This is a genomic window from Dongia rigui, from assembly GCF_034044635.1.
Lineage (GTDB): Bacteria > Pseudomonadota > Alphaproteobacteria > Dongiales > Dongiaceae > Dongia > Dongia rigui.
In genome coordinates this window covers 373,867-395,421 of the sequence record NZ_JAXCLX010000001.1, presented here as the reverse complement: position 1 = coordinate 395,421, position 21,555 = coordinate 373,867, and the positions used below count along the sequence as shown (strand labels likewise).

The following is a 21,555-nucleotide window of genomic DNA, read 5'->3' as shown; positions in this document are numbered from 1 at the left end:
GCGAAAGAAATTGGAGACACAACATGGTTGACGTCTTGAATTGGAAGAAAACGCTGCAAGATCTGTCAAAAAACGGATACTGGGTACATGGATCTTTTATCAAAGACATCAGAATCAATCACAACCTGCAAGCGGACGCCTCTCAATGGGCGAGCAGGGCATTTGGCAAAGGTGGTGTTTTTGGTGATCTTCCACAAATCGAACAATACCGCGTCAGCTCAAATATATCGCTCTCCACCCTCATACAAAAGCAGTCAATGTATGAGTGGGATTTAGCAGCTAAGGGACTCTCGACTAACTACCCAACAGACGCGTGGCCAACCATTCTTGGCGTGAGGGATTTCGAGAATGGCTATTATCAGAGCAGTCGATTTGTACAAAAGCCAGGCGGAGTAATTGAATCTGGAGGTCGACAATTTTTGGCGGCTCTTGGCCCCGTTCAGTACGAGAGCGTGGACTATTACGACGGTACCACGACCACTAGGTGGGACGTTGCTGCCCTAACTGAGAAAGATGGGAGAGCCGGTGCCAGCTACAATTTGGGGTGGGCAGTTGGAGCAGCAGAACGAGACACGGCGAATGGCGATAGTGGGCTCTACTTAAATCTGTCGGGATCGGCGACCTTATATCCTCCCGCGACCGGCCCGTATTTCGTTGAGCAAGATCCTAACTGGAGAAGAGAAGCCGGCGCTAACGCAGTCGCGATCGTGGGCTGGTGGAGTGCCGATGCAAAGAGATGGTACGAAGAAAAAGCACTCGGAGATGAATACACGGCTGGAGAGAGAGCGCGGAGGGGTATAGTTGATACACTGGGGTTCACTTGGTTAGAACCGGGTGAGCGAGTTGATCCAAGCTTAATGATCGAGCTAGACGGAACCCCCCTCAAATATTCGTCTTACGGAGACGTATGGTATGACCGCGACTTCAATATTGTCGCGATGGGTCACCCGCCCGACTTTAGTAAATATGGCATGGATGCTCGCTCATTTGAGTTTGGCGGCATAGATCTAAGGCGTGACTATCCACAGAGTTCTCCGCTAAGTGCGCTGCCTTACTATGTATTAGATGTGAACGGCACTGCCATTGCCGAAGCTGTTCGCCAAGCCACGGGCACAGTAAGTTGGAAAGCCGAATATCGGGATATTCTAAATCGGCTCCATAGCGATTTCGCTATTGATGACTATCAGAGCATGCTGAAGGAAATTCAGTATATCCCATGGGTGCAGCCCACTGAGGATGAAATTGCGCAGTGGCGCGCTGAAGAATTGCGGCAGGCCGAGGCCAATCTGACGAAGATGCCATCGAACCATTCCGGCTCGTCCGGCTGGGATGCGAGCCACTCGACCTATTCGATCAACAATCTTTGGAACTGGCAGATCAACGGGTCCAGCAGCCTCACTTTCAGCGTTACGGCTTCAAGCAGCTTCGATTCCGGCCTTGGGGGTGGCGGCGGTCTGCCGCATGGCGGTCTCGCTAAGAACTCGGCCAAAAAATTCCTCAAGAAGCTCAAGAAGTTCTTCAAGAAATTCTTCCCGGTCATGCTGGACCTCGACGGCAACGGCATCTCCATCACGGATCAGACGACGTCCAACAAGTTCTTCAATACCGAGGGCGACGGGCTGATGCACCGCACCGCCTGGGCGGCTGCAGGCAATGGTGTGCTGGCTCTGGATCTCGCCGGCAATCGGCAGATTACCGAGCGCAATCAGATCGTCTTCACCGATTGGGATCCGTCGGCCGAGAGCGACATGGAGGCCTTACTCCATGTGTTCGATACCAACCGCAACGGCAAGCTCGATGCCGGTGACGCGCAATTCAACAAATTCGTCGTCGTCAGAACGAATGCCGATGGTACAAGTGATGTCCTTACGCTGGCCGAAGCCGGCATCGCATCCATCAATCTTGTCGCGGATGCCACGGAAGTCATCCTGCCGGACGGCACGCAGATAACCGGGCAGACGACATTCACGCGCAGCAATGGCACCGTCGGCACGGCAGCGACCGTGGCGCTCACGGCAGACGGTGTCGGCTACACAGTTACAAATACCGAGACCACAGCTGCCGACGGCATGGTCACAACCGTCAACACCGCTCGTAACACCGATGGAGCGCTGGCGCAGGTCGTTACCAGCATCGTCAGCGCCGACGGTCTCAGCAAAACCCTCACCATCGATGCCGATGGCGACGGCGTGATCGACCAGGTGCAGACCGATATCACGAACGTGGCCGCAGACGGCAGCAAGACGCGGGTCGTCACTAATAAGAGCGGCGGCGGTGTCCTGATTGATCAGACCACGACGCATACCAGTGCCGACGGCAATACCATTACGATCGACCGCGACCAGCAAGGCGGCGGTTGGACGACGCAGCGTGAGCTCTGGACGATTTCGGCGGACGGAAAACGGACGATCGTCATCAGCAATCTCAATGCGGACGGGACATCCATCAACCAGACCGTCAAGACCGTGAGCGCCAACGGCCTAGTGCGCGCGGAAGCAAGCGATGTCGATGGGGACAGCATTGCCGATTACCTCAGCTCAGACAGCTATGTCGATAACGCCGGGGGGGCCCGGACCGAGACGCTGATCGAAGAGACGCGTGATCATAAGCTTATCAAGCAAGTCGTTACCGTATTCGACGGTCTCGACAAGACGATCACCTACGATCTCGACGGGAACGGTACCACGGACCTCACGGAGACCAGCCAAATCGTCTTCGCGGCCGATCAGAGCTACACCACGACGCAAATGAGCGTCAGTGCCGATGGCTCGCAGGTGAGCAAAACGGTGACGCTCAGCAGCAGCGACAATCTGACCAAGACGATTCAGCGGTACATTGACGGCGACAACCTCGTCGACCTCACGCGCTCGGATGTGACCATCGTCAGCGGCCAGCAGCGCACGCAGACGATTCACGAGACCAATCACGACGGCAGCCTGCACAGTCATAGTGTCACCGTACGCGATGCCGATGGTCTCGAGCGGGGCGTCGAAGCCGACACGAATGGCGATGGCGCAGTCGATTATGAGATGGCTGTCGAAATTCATGCCGATGACAGCGTCACCGAGACAGTCAGCCATTGGAATGCCGACGGCACGCTCAAGGACCGCATCGTCAGCGAAAGCACCGCCGACGGGCTCGTCAACACGGAGAAACGCGACCTCGACGGCGTCGACGGCTTCGAGCGGATTCTGACATCCGTCACCGCCACCAAATCGGATGGGAGCTCGACGGAGACGGATTCCGTCTTCAGCGCCGATCAAACATTGCTCGGCAAGACGATCGTGGAAACCAGCCAGAACGGCATGGTGATCGAAGCCAAGCAAGACACTAACGGTGACGGCGTTTTCGAGCTGACGACAGTCGATGCGACGCAGCTAGACAACGACAAGAGCCAGGTTCGGACGATTATCGGCAGCAGCGCCAACGGCAATCTGCTGAGCCAAACCGTCATTTCGACGAGTGCGGACCGCCGCAATGTGACCCAGACCGTCGATAGCAATGGCGACGGGGCGGCCGATCAGGTCGTGACGCGTGTGACGGAGCTCGACGGCCATCTTACCGTCACAACCAGCAACTACGCGGCCGACGGTTCGCTCATCGGTCGTTCGATCTCCAAGTCCAACGCCAATGGCTTCAGCAAATCGACGGAAACCGACATCGACGGGGATACGATCGCCGACAGCAAGGTGATGGAAGAAACGACGCTCGATGGACTGGGCGAGCGGACCACAACGATCAGCGAATTCAACGGCAGCAAGCTGCGCTCGCAGTCGATCAACAAGATAAGTGCCAACGGGCTCGTGACGTCGCAAGAGACCGACCTCAATGGCGATGGCGTCTTCGATCAGAAGATTGAGGATGTTACCGTTCTGAATCTGGATGGCAGTAGGACGCAGACTGTCAGCATCTATAACGGCAAAGGCTCCCTGCGCAGCCAAACTGACACGACCATCAGTGCGAACGGCTTGGAGAAAACGGTCAAAAACGATGTCGATGGCGACGGCCTGTTTGATACGATCAGCGTCTCGACGACTCTCCTGCAAGCGGATGGCAGCCGTATCGAACTACAAGACCAGAGCAGCCGGAATGACGCCCCGCTCGCCCACAGCGAAATGGAGACGAGCGCCGATCAACGCGCCATCACGCGTCTGATCGATGCCGATGCGAATGGCGCTTACGATCAGAAAATTAGATCGGTCATCGCCGATGATGGCAGTATCACCGAAACGACGACCGATCTTCGCACCAATGTCCAAGTCATACGGAAGACAAGCGCCAACGGCCTGATCGTCAGCGAGAAGCGCGACGTCGATGGTAATGGGGTGTTTGAGCAGCAGAGTCTGCGCGCGACGGTGTGGAATGCCAAGGGATCATCCACCCAAACCGAAACAAGGTCGGCGGCCGACGGAACGTTGCTTGGAAAGAGCATCGTCAACAACAGCGCCGATGGCCTGTCGGTCGAACGCCGCATCGACGCCGACGGTGATGGCGTCTTCGAATCGACTACGCATGACGAGACCGAGATCAGGGTCGATGGCAGCCGGGTCAGGACGTTGGTGACCGAGAGCGCCGACGGCGCGGTCATAGGCAGTACGGTCACCTATACCTCCGCCGACCAGCGATATGTCGAGACGGCCATCGACATGAATGGCGATGGCCTCACCGATGGGGAGGTGTTCAATGTTGTTGAAGCAGATGGCGATCGTGTGCGGACCGAGCATAATTTCTCAGCCGCGGGGAATCTGCTGAGTTGGAGCATCGCGACCACCAGTGCGAATGGCCTTGCCACGAGCATGCAAAGCGATGCCGATGGCGACGGCCATTTCGATGTGATCCAGAGCAACGAGGTTGTTCTCGAGAGCAATGGCGATCGGGTGACGACCGTCAGCATCAACAATGGCGATGGCAGCCTGCGTAGCCGGACGATCGAGCTGCTCACGGAGAGTGGCCTGAAGAAGATAGTCACCACCGATGTCGATGGCGATGGAGCGGTCGATTTGATGGTCGAGAGCGTCACGATCCTGGCCGATGAGGGCCTCACGACCGTGACGGAGAAAACCTTCAATGGCAACAATGTGCTGCGCACCAGCAGCAAAGTGGAGACGAGCGACGACGGTCTCGTGCGCACGGAATGGCGCAATCTCGACGGTATCGGCGTGGACGATCTCATCATCAAACAATCTACACTGCTCAATGCGGATGGCAGCCGCCAAACGATTGTGACCAATGAGAATTTCCATGGGCTCCGTGATAAAAGCACGACGACAGTCAGCGGCGACGGGACGGTAACTGAGACCGAGACTTTCACCTATGGGTCGGTAGATGGATCGGTGGATACGCGGGAATCCGTGCGGCGAGAGATTGAGAGCGACGGTGATATCGTCGAAACCGTTACCAATCTGAAGCTTGACAGCGGCATGTTCGGCCAGAAAACCACGGTCACGAGCGCGAATGGTCTCGTCAAAACCATCACAACCGATGTTGATGGGAATGGCAGCGTCGATCTGACGGCCAAATCGGAGACCACGCTCACGGCCGATGGCGGTGAGATAACCAAAAGCTGGACCAAGAATACAACCAGCCTCATTCAGCAGTCGGAGACCAGTCGCAGTGGCGATGGATTGAGCACGACCGAGAGACAGGACGGCAATGGCGACGGTGTGTTCGAGTATAAGCGCACCAGCGTCAAAACCCTGAATGCCGATGGCAGCGTCACAGAAACTGTCACCGAGACGAATGCGGATGGCAGCAACCGATCTCAGACCGTAACGATCACGAATGCCGACCAGCGGCAGAGCACGACGACACGATCGCTCGCCGGGGCAACCGTGAAGACCGAGACGACGACGGTACAGAGCAACGGCGACAAGGTCACGACGGTTGTCAGTCGGAACGCTGCAGGCACGGTCCTCGGCACGGTCATCACGACGACGAGCACCAATGGGCTCAAGAAGGTCGTTCAATCTCTCAACGCGGCCGGTGTCGTCATCGATACGCAGACGACAAGCGCGGTGCTGAACCCGGACGGCAGTCGGACCGAGACGGTTAATCAGACCGGCGGCGTCAGTGGCACGACCGTCACGACGCGTAGCGCGGACGGCCTGACGACCGAAGCGCAGTCGACGTTGACGGGCGTCATGACGAGCTCGGTGCGGATGAGCGAGCATATCAGCCTGGAGCAGGATGGCAGCCGGATTGGTATTGTCACCGTGACGAGCGGCGATGGCTCCATCAAGAATCGCGCCGTTACCAACACCAGCGATGACGGTTTGGTGACCAACGTAACACTCGATCTCAATGGCGATGGGATCGTCGACCTCACGAGCAAAACGGAAATTTATACGGACGGTGCAAAGCTTGTCACGGCGACGGCCAAGCTGCCTGCGACCGGTGCGCTGATCCGCAAGGACGTTACGTCTACCAGCGCAGATGGCAGGACGACCATACTCGACCGCGATAGCGACGGTAACGGTGTGACGGATTTGACCGTCACGACAGTGAAGAACGCCGATGGCAGCGTAACGGAGAAACGTGTCGGCGGCGCGCTAAACGGGTACCCCGCCTTTCATCAGGAGACGCGGAGCTTCGTGGATACGAATGGCAGCGAAAAGCTCATTACTGAGTTCCTCGATGGTGCGGGTGCCGTGATTAGCCGCACGACCAGTGTGTCCAGCGCCAATGGCCTGAGCGGGTCGGTCGAGTTCGATATCAACGCTGATGGTCACGTCGACCAGAAGTCAGAGAGATGGACCGTCTTCAATAGTGACGGAAGCTCGATCGAAACCGAGAAATTCACCTTGTCGGGCGGCGTGCCGAGTTCGACGCGCGTCAGTTACAAGAGCGCGGATGGCTCCCTCACCAGTACCGCCCTCGATCTTGATGGAAACGGCGTAACGGAACGCTCCGCCGTCACCTCGGTCGGTGCCGATGGTAGCATCACTCATATCTATACCGATTTCGACAATGTGACAGGTGCCCAGGGCGGGCAGAGTGTCGTCAGCCTCGGTGCCAGTGGCCTTTCCGAGATCAGTCGGGGTGGCGTCAATTTGATCGTCTCCTATCTCCAGGCCGGCAAGACCTCAACGGCGATGAAGGCGCTGATCGCGCTCTCCAAGGGCAAGCCAGCCGCCAACAGCTCGTCCGGACAGTGGGTGTTCACCGTTCAGGCGAGTGCGGAAGTCGATACAACGACGATCTTCGTTGGTGTCAATGGCAGCAATCAGTGGGTCCGGACATCGTCGGGCACACAGGTCGCCAACGCGACACATTTTGTTGATGCCAATAATATTGAGACGTGGAGCTGGAACATCGTTTCGGCGACGCTCTGGGCGCAGTCGTCGTCGATGCCGATCCTGGCCGCAAGCGGTTCGATCGAGATCGATGTCGGAACCAAGGAGCTCTACACGGACCGGGCCGATAATATCTATTCGGCCGCACTCAGCCGAGAGATGTCGTCGGACGAGCGGCAGATGCTCGCGCAGTACATTCAAGGCGGCATACTTAAAGAGTCGCTTCTGGCGACGAATATTCTGGCGTCGACTGAGTTCACGACAAAGTACGGCACAATGACCGATGCCGCATTCGTGTTGCGCATGTTTACCAATGCCATTGGTCATCTGCCGACGGCCAGCGAGCGCGACTACTATCTTAATGCGCTCACTGCCGGGAGCATGTCCCGGGCAGACATCCTGATTGCACTTGGGGAAGGTGTGGCATCCGGCCAAGTCACTCGCAGCGTCTGGCAGGATGGCACTGTAAACGACACGATTTCCTATATGACGGCGTTGGCGGCCGTGACCGTCGATTTGGCGAACACCGCCAACAACGCCGGAAGATCATCCGGCGATGACTATGCTGTCGTGCGTAACGTGGTCGGTACAGCCTTCAACGATAGATTGACTGGAAATAGCAAAGACAATGTCCTCGTGGGTGGTTCTGGTGCTGACATTCTCGATGGGGGCACCGGCTCTGATACCGCCAGCTACATCAATGCCGAAGCAGGTGTCGTCGCGAACCTCTCGACCAGCTTCTCCGAAACAGGGGACGCCGCCGGAGACGAGTTCACGGCGATCGAAAATCTAACTGGTTCTGAGTTTGCTGACACCCTGGTTGGAAACACAGTTGTCAACATACTTACGGGTGCTGCCGGTAGTGATCGATTGGACGGCGGTGCCGGCGCCGACAAAATGGTTGGGGGCAGTGGCGACGATCTCTATGTCGTGGACAATGCTAACGACAGTGTGATTGAAAGCGACGGTGAAGGGAACGATACGATTGAAAGCTCTGTCACTGAGACGTTGAGCGCCAATGTCGAGAACTTGACGTTGTCCGGTGTGTCCGCGATTAGTGGGACCGGCAACGCACTTGACAACCACATCCTTGGAAACAGCGCCGCAAATGGACTCTCGGGCGATGCTGGCAATGACGTCCTCGACGGTGGCCTTGGAGCTGACACTCTGACGGGTGGTTCTGGCAATGACACTTTTATTGTAGACAACGTTGGCGATAAAGTGGTCGAGGGAGCGGCCGGCGGCACAGATACCGTGGTTAGCGACGTCACCTTCACGCTCGCCGCGAACGTCGAAAATCTTGTCTTGGCAGGTTCTGCGTCAATTAACGGCGACGGCAATGCACTGGACAATGCGATATCTGGTAATGTCGGAGCCAACAGCCTGAATGGCGGTGCGGGTAATGACCGTCTGGATGGCGGTGCCGGATCGGACACGCTGACAGGCGGCACGGGCAACGATGTCTATGTGATCGACACGGGGAAAGACGTCGTAAACGAACTCACTGGCGAGGGAATAGACACTATTGAGTCCGCCGTGAGCTACGTCTTGGTAGCGGAAGTGGAAAATTTAACGCTGAAAGGTACGGCCCTTTTAGGAACTGGCAACCTGCTTGCTAACACGCTTACCGGCACTGCAGCGGCCAATACGTTGGATGGCCAAGGTGGCGACGACAGCCTAGAAGGCGGCGCCGGTGCCGACGTTCTTATCGGCGGTGCTGGTAAAGACACAGCGAGCTACACTGGCGCACAAGAAGCCGTAATTGCCAGCCTTACGTCGCCAAACGCGAATACTTCTGATGCAGCGGGCGACAGCTATGAAGGCGTCGAGAACCTCACCGGATCTGCATTTGCCGATGAATTGACCGGAGACGACCAGGACAATCGACTTGATGGTGGCGTTGGTGCCGACAAACTCTACGGTGGAAAAGGCAATGACATATATATTGTGGACGATAAAGGCGACGTCATTGAAGAGTTAAACGGCGATGGCATCGATGTTGTTGAATCGTCGATATCCTTTGCACTTGGTAGTTCTCTTGAGAATCTGACACTAACGGGCAGCGCAAATATTGATGGCAAGGGAAACGACACTTCTAATGAGATTACCGGCAATGCCGGCGCCAATAAATTGGACGGCGGCGCCGGCGCGGACAAGCTCACTGGCGGCGACGGCGATGATATCTATACAATTGACAGCCTAAGCGACCAAGTAATTGAAACTGCAACCGGTGGGTCTGATACTGTTCAATCCGCCGTCGCCTATGACTTAACGCAGGCTTACGCCACCAACATTGAAAACGTCACGCTTCTGGGATCGGCGCTCAATGCCACGGGCAATGCCGGCGCCAACGTCCTCATCGGAAACGACCAGCAAAATGTCCTTACTGGGGGTGATGGCGATGACACACTAGTAGGTGGTGCCGGTGCTGACAAGTTGTCCGGGGGAAACGGTACCGACACGGCGTCTTATGTCAGCGCCGGTGGCGCGATCAAAGCCGATCTATCTATAGGGATGGGGACCCTAGGCGATGCGTTGGGAGATACATTCGGTGATACAACGACAGCCATAGAGAACCTCACCGGATCAGCATTCAATGATACGCTGCTCGGCAACGCCGCCATCAACGTTTTGACGGGTGGAGGTGGTGATGACTATCTGGATGGCGGTGTTGGGAACGACACGCTGTTGGGTGGCACGGGCAACGACACGTATATCCTGAGCGCGCTGGCGGACAAGGTCACAGAGAACGCTGATGAAGGTATCGACACGGTCCAGATCGGCGTAACGGGATACACGCTAACAGCCAATGTTGAGAACCTGATCCTGACAGGGACGGCGGTCGCTGGTACTGGCAACGCTTTGGACAATGTTATCACGGGCAACAGCGCAGCAAACACACTCACGGGTGGTGATGGTGCGGATACGCTGAATGGCGGGAGCGGGAATGACACGCTGGTCGGTGGTCTTGGCAATGATATCTATGAGGATATTGAAGCCGGCGACAAAATCACGGAAGCAGCCGCGGCGGGCATCGACACGATCAAGACGGCGATCAGCTATTCGCTAGCTCCCACGATGACGATCAATGTCGAGAACCTAGTGCTGACCGGTACCGGCGACGTGACGGGAACGGGCAACGCGCTGGATAACCAAATCATCGGCAATGCCGGTGCCAATACGTTGGACGGTGGTACCGGCAACGATGTGCTCGATGGCGGTGCGGGCAATGACACCCTTGTTGGCGGGGCCGGCAATGATGTCCTTGATGGCGGTGCGGGCAATGACATCCTCATTGCCGGCGCCGGCAACGACATTCTGACGGGTGGAGATGGGATCGATACGGTCAGTTTAAGTGGGAGCGCTGCCGATTACGAGATTATCGATCTCGGCGGCGATCAGCTGCTTGTGAGGGATCTGCGGTCCGATGCACCGGACGGAACGGATCGGCTGGTTGGTGTCGAGAAAATCCGCTTTGAGTCTGAGATCATTGCAGAACTGGGAGTTCCGTCCGGCCAGACATCCGTGTTGACCGCCCAGGCCGAGCAACTGGCCCCGGGCGCGACCGGTGCAGATCTCGCCAAGATTGTCAAACTGGAAAACACCAACGGCAACCGCCTCGTTATCTGGAATGTCGGCACGGCGGTCTACGGCCGCCTGACTAACGCCTATGGTCAATATCTGGGCAATGTCTTCAGTCTCGGTTCGGCGAGCGGCAAGGTGGATGTTGCGGCGGCACCGGGTGGCGGCTTCATCGTCAGCGCCATTTACGGATCCAGTTTGACCGTCACGAAATACACCGCTAGCGGTGCCGTGGACGGCAGCGTACCTGCCTATACCGTCACTGGCGTCACACCATACGCGACCAGCAATGCCACGAACGGGTATGGCTATGACACCTATCATAGTTCCATCGGCTATCTGAGTGATGGTTCCTACGTGGTGACATGGAACAGCACGGGTATCGACGGCGTGGTTGACGGGATCGCGGCACAGCACTTCAGTGCGACAGGTGTGCCGGATGCGACCCGCATCAATGTCAACACGTTCACATCCAGCTATCAGATGCAGGCATCGGTCACGGCACTCACGGGTGGTGGGTTTGTGATCGCGTGGGAGTCCTACAGCACGAATTACGATATTAAGGCACGTATCTACGACAACAGTGGTGCGCCGCTGAGTGGTGAGTTCCCGATCTCCACGATCGCTGGCAATGAGTACACTCCTAAACTTGCGGCACTTAAGAATGGCGGGTTTGTCGCGGTCTTCTATACTGAAGGGACACTGAATGGATCTGCCCAGGATATCGCCGCCGCGATCTACAGCGCCAATGGCACGGTTGTAAAAGCGCCTTTTAAGGTCAATACACTGACCGACAGTTTGCAGTTGCGACCGGCAGTTGCTGTGCTAGCCGACGGAACGTTTGTTGTTATATGGGATGGTTACGAAGGCAGCGCCGACGCTGATCTGTATGGCATCTCAGGTCAGCGCTTTGACGCGGATGGCAACAAGATCGGTGGTGAATTCCAGATCAACACCAAAACGACAGGAAGTCAACTGTCTGTGGATGTAACCGCAGACGAGAATGGTGGATTCACTGTTACTTGGCAATCTTCTGATGGCACGATCAGTACACGCTCATTCAATGCGGTTGATCTTGTGGACGGAACAAATGTTGCTGACGTGCTAGCTGGCACGTCGAAAGCAGAGGTGCTCTACGGCTATACGGGTAACGACCAGATCGTGGGCGGCGACGGTGACGATACGCTGAATGGCGGGGTCGGCGACGACGTTATGAAGGGCGGCGCAGGCTACGACACCTACGTCGTTGATAGCGCCAAAGATGCAGTCACGGAGCTGTCCGGTGAGGGCAACGATCTGATTCAGAGTAGCGTCAGCTATACGCTCGGCGAGAATGTCGAGAATTTGACGCTGATCGGCGTCGGCGCGATCGACGGCACCGGCAATGCACTCGACAACGTGATCATCGGCAACGATGCCAACAACGTCCTCATCGGTGGCCTTGGCAAGGACTACCTCAGCGGCGGTAAAGGCGACGACACTTATGTCGTCAGCGAAGTACTGGTCACGAAGAGCACTCATGCGCCTGCGGATGGTCCTCAGTATAGCTACGCCGCTGTTGATCAGCTCTCTGAGCTGGTGGGGGGCGGGACTGATACCGTCCTTGCATCTTGCGATTACACGATTGCGACATTTGCGAACATTGAGAATCTTACGCTGACCGGCAATGCTGCCATTGTCGGCATGGGCAATTCGGGGGCGAATATCATTACAGGGAACGCTCTAGCTAATAAGCTCAGCGGTGGTGAGGGCAACGATATTCTCATTGGAGGAGCGGGTGCGGACGAGCTGTTAGGTGGTGACGGCATTGATACGGCTTCCTATATCAACGCTACAGCCGGCGTTACTGCAAACTTGGTCTCGTCCAGTTTCAACACCGGGGACGCGGCCGGAGATACCTATTCGGGATTAGGTCCGTCTACGATAGAGAATTTGACAGGATCTTCCTTCGACGACGCGCTGATCGGTAATCAGGAGGTCAACGTACTGATCGGCGGTGACGGAAATGACTCGCTGGACGGCGGTGCCGGCGGTGACACGCTTATCGGAGGCGCGGGAAACGATAGATACTCTGTCGAAATTTCCACGGACGTCGTCACCGAGCTCAAGAATGGTGGCATCGATACGGTTCAATCGACTATCACCTACACGCTTGGCACGAATCTGGAGAATTTGACGCTGACCGGTACAGCGGCCGTCAATGGTACCGGCAACGCACTCGACAACACGATCACGGGCAACTCAGCCGTGAACACGCTTACCGGTGGTGACGGTGCGGATATGCTGAACGGCGGTGGCAGCAATGACACGCTGGTGGGCGGCCTCGGCGATGATACATACGAAGATGTCGAGACCGGGGACGTGATCACCGAAGCTGCGTCGGCGGGCATCGACACGATCACAACGTCGGTCAGCTACTCGTTGACAACCAAAGCGACCAATGTCGAAAATTTGATACTTAAGGGCAACGCCAACATATCGGGTACCGGTAATGCTTTGAACAATCACATTGTCGGTAATACCTCAGACAACACGCTGTCCGGCGGTGCCGGCAATGACCAGCTTGACGGTGGTGCGGGTTTCGACACTGCAGAGTTCTCAGGGAAAACCAGCGACTATCTGGTCGCCACGCTCGCCGATGGTCGTGTCCGGGTTGAGGATCTGAGAACGGGCAAAGATGGCGTCGATATCCTCGACAGCGTCGAGAAGATTGTCTTCCTGGGAGAGGGGGCCGCTTCGGTAATCTACGGTACCTTGGGTGACGATAAGCTTTTCGGCGATGCCAATGCCAATACCTTCCATGGCTATCTTGGCAAGGACGAGATGTCTGGCGGCGCTGGCAACGATATCTATATCGTCAACAGCATCGGCGATAAGGCAATTGAGGCAGCCAATGAAGGCGTGGATCTCGTTCTGACTTCCGTAGAATTCGAACTTGGCGAGAATGTTGAAAACCTCACGCTCCTAGGGACAGCGGGCGTGAAAGGTATCGGCAACGAGCTTGCCAATGTGATTAACGGGAGTAGCGGCGACGACTTTATCGACGGTGGAAAAGCCGTCGATACGCTCGCCGGTGGCCTGGGGAACGACACCTACGTTGTCGATGACGTGAATGATAAGGTTACGGAAGCGGCATCCGGCGGAACTGATACCATTCAGTCCTCGGCTAACTACAACGTTGCTCTGGCGGCTAACGTCGAGAATCTTACGCTACTTGGGGCGGCCGTCATCGGCACCGGGAATACCGGCGCGAATATTCTGACGGGCAACGATCTCAATAACATCTTTAACGGTGGAACCGGCAATGACACGCTGATCGGAGGTAAAGGTGCCGACACATTGGATGGCGACGCGGGAACGGACACGGCGTCTTACGCGACCGCAATGACTGGGGTCGTTGCCAGCTTGGACACGACCTGGAGCCCGCCGTCGGACGTTGATGCGGGAGATGCAAAAGGCGACAGCTTCATAGAAATTGAAAACCTCGCGGGATCAGCATTCGACGACATCCTCGTTGGCAATGGAGCCGCCAATGTACTTACCGGCGGCGCCGGAAATGATCGGTTGATAGGTGGTGTCGGCAATGACACGCTCGTTGGTGGAGTGGGTAACGACACATATGTTGTAGATGCCGCCGGGGACATAGTAACGGAAGCAGCGAACGAAGGTATCGATACCGTCGAGGCGTCACTGACTTATACATTGGGTAGCACAATAGAAAACCTTAGGTTGACTGGTACGAATGCAATAAATGGTACTGGGAATAACTTGAAGAATACCATTATCGGCAATTCTGCGGCGAACAAGCTGGATGGTGGATATGGTGCCGATCATCTCGCGGGCGGCGAGGGGGACGACATTTATGTTGTCGACCACGCAATGGACGAAGTGACGGAAGCGAGCGGTGAGGGCATTGATCTGGTCCAAAGCACGGTCAGCTTTGCTATTGGAGATAATGTAGAAAATCTGACATTGACCGGAACTGGGGCGCTAAATGGCACAGGCAATGAACTATCAAACGCCATCGTTGGAAACTCCGGTGACAATATTCTGGATGGTGGCGGCGGGGTGGATACGCTTACCGGCGGTACAGGGAACGACACCTACATCGTTGACGATGTCTTGGACATTGTTGTCGAGGCGGCAAGCAGTGGAAACGATTGGATCAAAGCCTCAGTGAGCATTACGCTCGCGGCAAATGTAGAGAACCTAAAGCTCACCGGTGGTGCAAATCTTGATGGTATTGGTACTGCCGACAGCAATGCAATCATTGGCAATGACGGAAATAACCGATTGGATGGCGCGGCTGGGGCTGACAGCTTATCCGGAGGAAAAGGAGATGATGTTTATGTGGTAGATGCTGTTGATGACGTCATCACTGAACTGGCCGGCGAAGGCACTGATACAGTGGAGTCTTCTGTCACCTACGACCTTGCGGAAAAAGAGTTCATCGAGAATGTGACATTGACCGGCACGACATCGACTAATGCCACTGGCAATGGATCTGCTAACATTCTGCTCGGCAACGCTGCCATCAACGTTTTGACGGGTGGAGGTGGTGATGACTATCTGGATGGCGGTGTTGGGAACGACACGCTGTTGGGTGGCACGGGCAACGACACGTATATCCTGAGCGCGCTGGCGGACAAGGTCACAGAGAACGCTGATGAAGGTATCGACACGGTCCAGATCGGCGTAACGGGATACACGCTAACAGCCAATGTTGAGAACCTGATCCTGACAGGGACGGCGGTCGCTGGTACTGGCAACGCTTTGGACAATGTTATCACGGGCAACAGCGCAGCAAACACACTCACGGGTGGTGATGGTGCGGATACGCTGAATGGCGGGAGCGGGAATGACACGCTGGTCGGTGGTCTTGGCAATGATATCTATGAGGATATTGAAGCCGGCGACAAAATCACGGAAGCAGCCGCGGCGGGCATCGACACGATCAAGACGGCGATCAGCTATTCGCTAGCTCCCACGATGACGATCAATGTCGAGAACCTAGTGCTGACCGGTACCGGCGACGTGACGGGAACGGGCAACGCGCTGGATAACCAAATCATCGGCAATGCCGGTGCCAATACGTTGGACGGTGGAAGCGGCAACGATATGCTCGATGGCGGTGCGGGCAATGACATCCTCATTGCCGGCGCCGGCAACGACATCCTCATCGGTGGCGACGGTGTCGATACAGCCGTGTTCTCGGGCAAGGGGACGGATTACGAGTGGACCGATCTTGGCAATGGAGTCGTGCAGCTGCGTGATCTGCGCACCGGCTCGCCCGACGGCACCGACAAGATCTCCGGCATCGAGAAGATCAGATTCACCGGCGACGATGTGCCATTGCCGGCGGGGAGCGAGGTGACAATCGCAAGTGTTTCCGGTTCCCAATATGCCAGTATGCTCAATTTGGGGGCTGGGAACAGACTCTATACCTGGAATGAAGGCACGGCAGTCAAAGGCAAGATTCTCGACGCATCCGATCAGCAAGTGGGGTCAACGCTGATTTTGGGGACAGCGAGCGGTAAAGTCGAGTTAGCTTTGTTGGCGAACGGTGGGTTCGTCACGTCGAGTGTTTCCGGATCGACGTTGACGGTCAACCGGTACACCGCTTCAGGCGCAGCGGACGGAACGACGGCACAAGTTATCGCGGGAGTTACGCCGTTCTTGACCGCAGGCGCTTCCAACAGCAACGGCTCTGCACTTTACCGCGCACCGATAGCGGTGCTCAGCGATGGCACCTATGTTGTCACTTGGGGCAGCACCGGGATCGACGGTGCCAATGATGGGATAGCGGCTCAACTCTTTAGTGCCGCCGGAGCAAAGGTCGGCACGCCATTTCAAGTCACTACGGTAGTCACCGGATATCAAATGTTGCCGGCGGTAACAACTCTGGGCGCGGGCAGGCTCCTGATCGCTTGGCAGGATGGCTCGTCGGGCCAATATGATGTAAAGGCACAGATATTCTCGAATAACGGTGCCAAGATCGGCTCTGAACTCACGTTGAGCGCCATCGCAGGCAGCAATGAGAGCACGGTGAGCATCACAGCGCTCGGCAATGGCGGCTTCGTTGCGACTTGGTTCTCTCTGGAGACCGTAAATGGCTCGGCTCAGGACGTTTATGTCCGGGTATTCGACGCCAATGGCGCAGCGCTGGGTGCCGAGAGTGTGGTCAATACGATCACGCCAAGTTACCAGTGGTGTCCGGTTGTCACAGCACTGACGGACGGTGGGTTTGTGGTGGTCTGGCAAGGCCAGTCACCGGAGAACAGCACTTACGAGATTTATGGCCAACGCTATGACAGCCTCGGCAATAAGAGTGGTCAGGAGTTCGTGGTCAACACGACGACGGCCGGTCAGCAGGGCTTGCCATCGGTGGTCGCGAACCCCGATGGCGGTTTCACTGTGGCCTGGCAGTCCACCGGTACGACGATCCAGAGCCGCACGTTTGGTGCCGGTAGCATCATCGAGGGTACGTTTGATGTGGATACGCTGGTTGGGGATGCGAAGAGCAACCTGATCTACGGCTATCTCGGCGGCGACAGCCTCTCTGGCGGTGCCGGTGACGATGTCCTCAATGGTGGTCTGGGCAACGATACGCTGGTTGGTGGCACTGGCAACGACACCTATGTGGTGGACAGTGCTGGCGATGTCGCTACGGAGAATGCTGCGGAAGGAACCGATCTGGTGCAGGCTTCGGTGAGCTACACGCTCAGCGCCAATGTCGAGAACCTGACGCTTATCGGCAGTGGTTCGATCAACGGGACAGGCAATGCCCTCAACAACACGCTCACCGGCAATGACGGTGATAACGTGCTGGACGGCGGTGCTGGCAACGACACGCTGATCGGCGGCAAGGGCAACGACACCTACATCATCGACCAGGCTGGCGAGACGATCACGGAGAACGCTTCGGAAGGCACTGATACAGTGCAGGCCTCGATCAGCTACGACATCTCCGGTGCAGCCAATCTGGAGAATGTGACGTTGACCGGGACGGCGGCGATCAACGCGACCGGCAATGCCGGCGCCAACGTGCTGACCGGCAACATTGCCGTCAACACGCTGACCGGTGGCGATGGCAACGATACCTTGATCGGCGGCGGCGGTGCCGACGTGTTGGTCGGCGGCAATGGCACGGACACGGCGTCTTATGCCAATGCAGGAGCCGGCGTGACGGCGAGCCTCACCACGCCAGCCTCGAATACGGGCGATGCGGCGGGCGACACCTACACGACGATCGAGAACCTGACCGGTTCGGCGTTCGACGACGTTCTCACTGGCGACACGGCGGCCAACCGCCTGGAAGGCGGTTCCGGGAACGACACGCTGGATGGCGGCACGGGCACGGACACGCTTGTGGGTGGTGCCGGTGACGACACCTATGTGCTCGATGTGGCGGCCGATGTGGCGACCGAGAATGCCAATGAGGGCGTCGATACGGTGAAGATCGGGGTGACCTACACGCTGGGAGCCAACGTCGAGAACCTGACCTTGACGGGGGTCTCGGCGATCAACGGGACGGGCAACGCGCTCAACAATGTGCTGATTGGTAACGGAGCGGCCAACACGCTGACCGGTGGCGATGGCGCGGATACGCTGAATGGCGGTCTTGGCAACGACACGCTGGTTGGTGGCCTCGGGGACGATACCTACGAGGACGTCGAGGCTGGGGATACGGTCACGGAAGCGGCCGCTGCCGGTATCGACACGGTCAAGACCGCGATCGCTTATACGCTGGGGACCAATGTCGAGAACCTGGTGCTGACGGGTAGCGCCAACGTTTCCGGCACCGGTAATGCGCTCGACAACCAACTCACTGGCAATGCCGGCATCAACACGCTGGACGGCGGTGCCGGCAATGACGTGCTCGATGGTGGTGCCGGTAACGACACCCTCGTCGGCGGGGCTGGCAACGATATCCTCATCGGTGGCGACGGTGTCGATAGGGCGGTGTTCTCGGGCAAGGGGACGGATTACGAGTGGACGGATCTCGGCAACGGGGTGGTGCAGCTGCGTGACCTGCGCACCGGCTCGCCCGACGGCACGGACAAGATCTCCGGCATCGAGAAGATCAGATTCACCGGCGATGACGTGCCGCTGCCGGCCGGCAACGAGATCACGGTGGCAACGGCCAGCGCGGTCGTTCTCGATAGCATGGTTGCGCTCGGCAATGGTAACCATCTCTACGTTTGGAATGAAGGTACGCCGACCAAGGCGCGAATCATTGACGGCAACAATCAGGCCGTTGGCAATGTTCTGACCTTGGGCACAAATGGTGGAAAAGTCCGTGCTGCGGCACTACAGAATGGCGGCATCGTTACGGTCAGCTATGATGGCGCAACTGTAACCGTCAATCGCTATACCTCCGCCGGTGTTCCTGACGGAACCCAGACAATCTCTGGGCAATCCGGTTATAGCGCCACCTATACATTTACGAATCCGGCGATCGCGGTGCTAACGGATGGCAGCTATGTGGTGGTGTGGCATAGCGCCGGTGATGGGTCGACCAACGGTATCTTCGCCCAGCACTATAGCGCTGGTGGCTCGCCCATTGGTGTGCCGTTCGTCGTCAATACGATCACCGCAAGCTACCAGCTGCTGCCATCGATAACGGCGCTCAGTAGCGGATATGCCATCTCCTGGGAAAGCCATCAGTCTGGCTACGATATTGCCGTTCAGATCTTCAGCCCATCGGATGCAAAAGTTGGCGGCGAGACCAACCTCTCTGTGTCGACCGCCAATGAGGATTACTCGAGCATTGGCGTTTTAGCCGATGGCAGAATGATTGTCGCTTGGCACAATAGCTCGGCGATCGATGGATCCAACTACGACATCTATGCGCGCCTGTTGGATAGTGCCGGGGCGCCGATTGGTAACGTCTTCCGTGTGGGCAATATCAGCAGCGTGCAGCAATATCCAACCGCTGTTGGGCTGACGGATGGCTCTTTTGTCATCGTGTGGGAGAGTAACAACAGCGGCAGCTTCGACATCTGTGGCCAGCGTTATGATTCCACCGGTCAGCCATTGGGTCAGGAGTTCGTCGTCAACACGACGACAGCTGGGATACAGACGCGCGCGCTCGTCGTTCCGGATGCGGATGGCGGCTTCACGGTCTCGTGGCAGTCGGACGACGGTACGATCCGGAGCCGTTCGTTCGGTGGGGGTAGCATCATCGAGGGTACGTTTGGTGTTGATACGCTGGTTGGGGATACGAAGAGCAACCTGATCTATGGTTACCTCGGCGACGACAGCCTCTCTGGCGGTGCCGGTGACGATGTCCTTAACGGTGGTCTGGGCAACGATACGCTGGCGGGTGGCACTGGCAACGACACGCTGGTTGGTGGACTCGGGGACGATACCTACGAGGATGTCGAGGCTGGTGATACGGTCACGGAAGCGGCCGCTGCCGGTATCGACACGGTCAAGACCGCGATCGCTTATACGCTGGGGGCCAATGTCGAGAACCTGGTGCTGACGGGTAGCGCCAACGTCTCCGGCACCGGTAATGCGCTCGACAACCAACTCACTGGCAATGCCGGCATCAACACGCTGGACGGCGGTGCCGGCAACGACGTGCTCGATGGCGGCGCCGGTAACGACACCCTCGTCGGCGGGGCTGGTGCAGATGAGTTCCGCTTTGGTCGCGGCGGTGGCAACGATGTTGTTGATTCGTATGACACTGACGGAGCTGCAGATAAACTGGCGATCCTGGCTGGGGTGGACACCGACCAGCTCTGGTTCACCCAGTCTGGGAACGATTTGATAGTATCGATTGTCGGAACCAGCGACAAAGCCACGATCCAGGGCTGGTATAATAGTGACGATCGCAAGCTCAATCGTATCCAGTTGGCCGACGGGAAATACGCAACCGCTAGTGACGTCGAACTGCTTCGCTCGGCCATGGCTTCATTCAGTCCACCACCCCTTGGCCAGACGAATATCGATACAGCGACACAGCAGAGCCTTCAGCCAACTCTAGCGGCGGCTTGGCACTGATTGTAACAGCCCCTCAGTTCTCAGCCGTTTTCCAGCTTGAGAATGGAGGGGCCAACGTCGGGGCGACCAGCGCCAGTTTCTGGAGCGCGTCACCGCCCCATCGCTGGCACGGTGCAGCAAACGCTTACTATTGCCGGCGTCCAATCGGCCAGGCCTATAAAGGTCAAGCAAGCACCGGAAAATGGCGGCATCAGGACTGAGGCCAATATTGAGAATAACTACATCTATTGGCAATTCGTCGGCTAGCCCTACACCTCAGCGCGCGCTCTCAATGATCGTGTGCGAATATGTGGCTGCTGACAGCGTGAAAGAGAAGTCGCGCAGTCATAATCCACGGAGGCTGACGAGCTACGATGCGCGACGGCCCCGATGCGCAATCCGCCGGGGCTCCTCCTGGAATGACGGGCCAGGATAAATCTTGTTGCAGCGTTTCGTCGTGATGCTGAACTCTTCGGTTTTACATTCTGCTTCTAAGTGCTTGATATTCCATGGCGTGGAAAAGCCGTGCAATGTGTAAAACCGTGTTGATATCCCGCAAATTCCACCTAACTCTTAATCAGCGGGTCGTAGGTTCGAGTCCTACTGCGCCCACCATTCTCTTTCCGCGAAATGAAAGTCTGCCCGGCAACGGCAACCAGAACGGCAACCAGATAGGGTTGCTGCTTCTTGTGGT

1 protein-coding gene is annotated in these 21,555 nt (G+C 57.0%); it reads left to right on the top strand.

Translation table 11 applies throughout. From position 1 onward, the window contains the following. Positions 1-23 precede the first annotated feature (23 nt). Positions 24-20,882, top strand: coding sequence for a DUF4214 domain-containing protein (locus SMD31_RS01790; RefSeq protein WP_320498922.1), 20,859 nt, complete (start codon positions 24-26; stop codon positions 20,880-20,882). The last annotated feature ends 673 nt before the right edge of the window (positions 20,883-21,555 follow it).

Coding starts and splice junctions, on each gene's coding strand:
- SMD31_RS01790 (WP_320498922.1), top strand. CDS start 24: ATGGTTGACGTCTTGAATTGGAAGAAAACGCTGCAAGATCTGTCAAAA.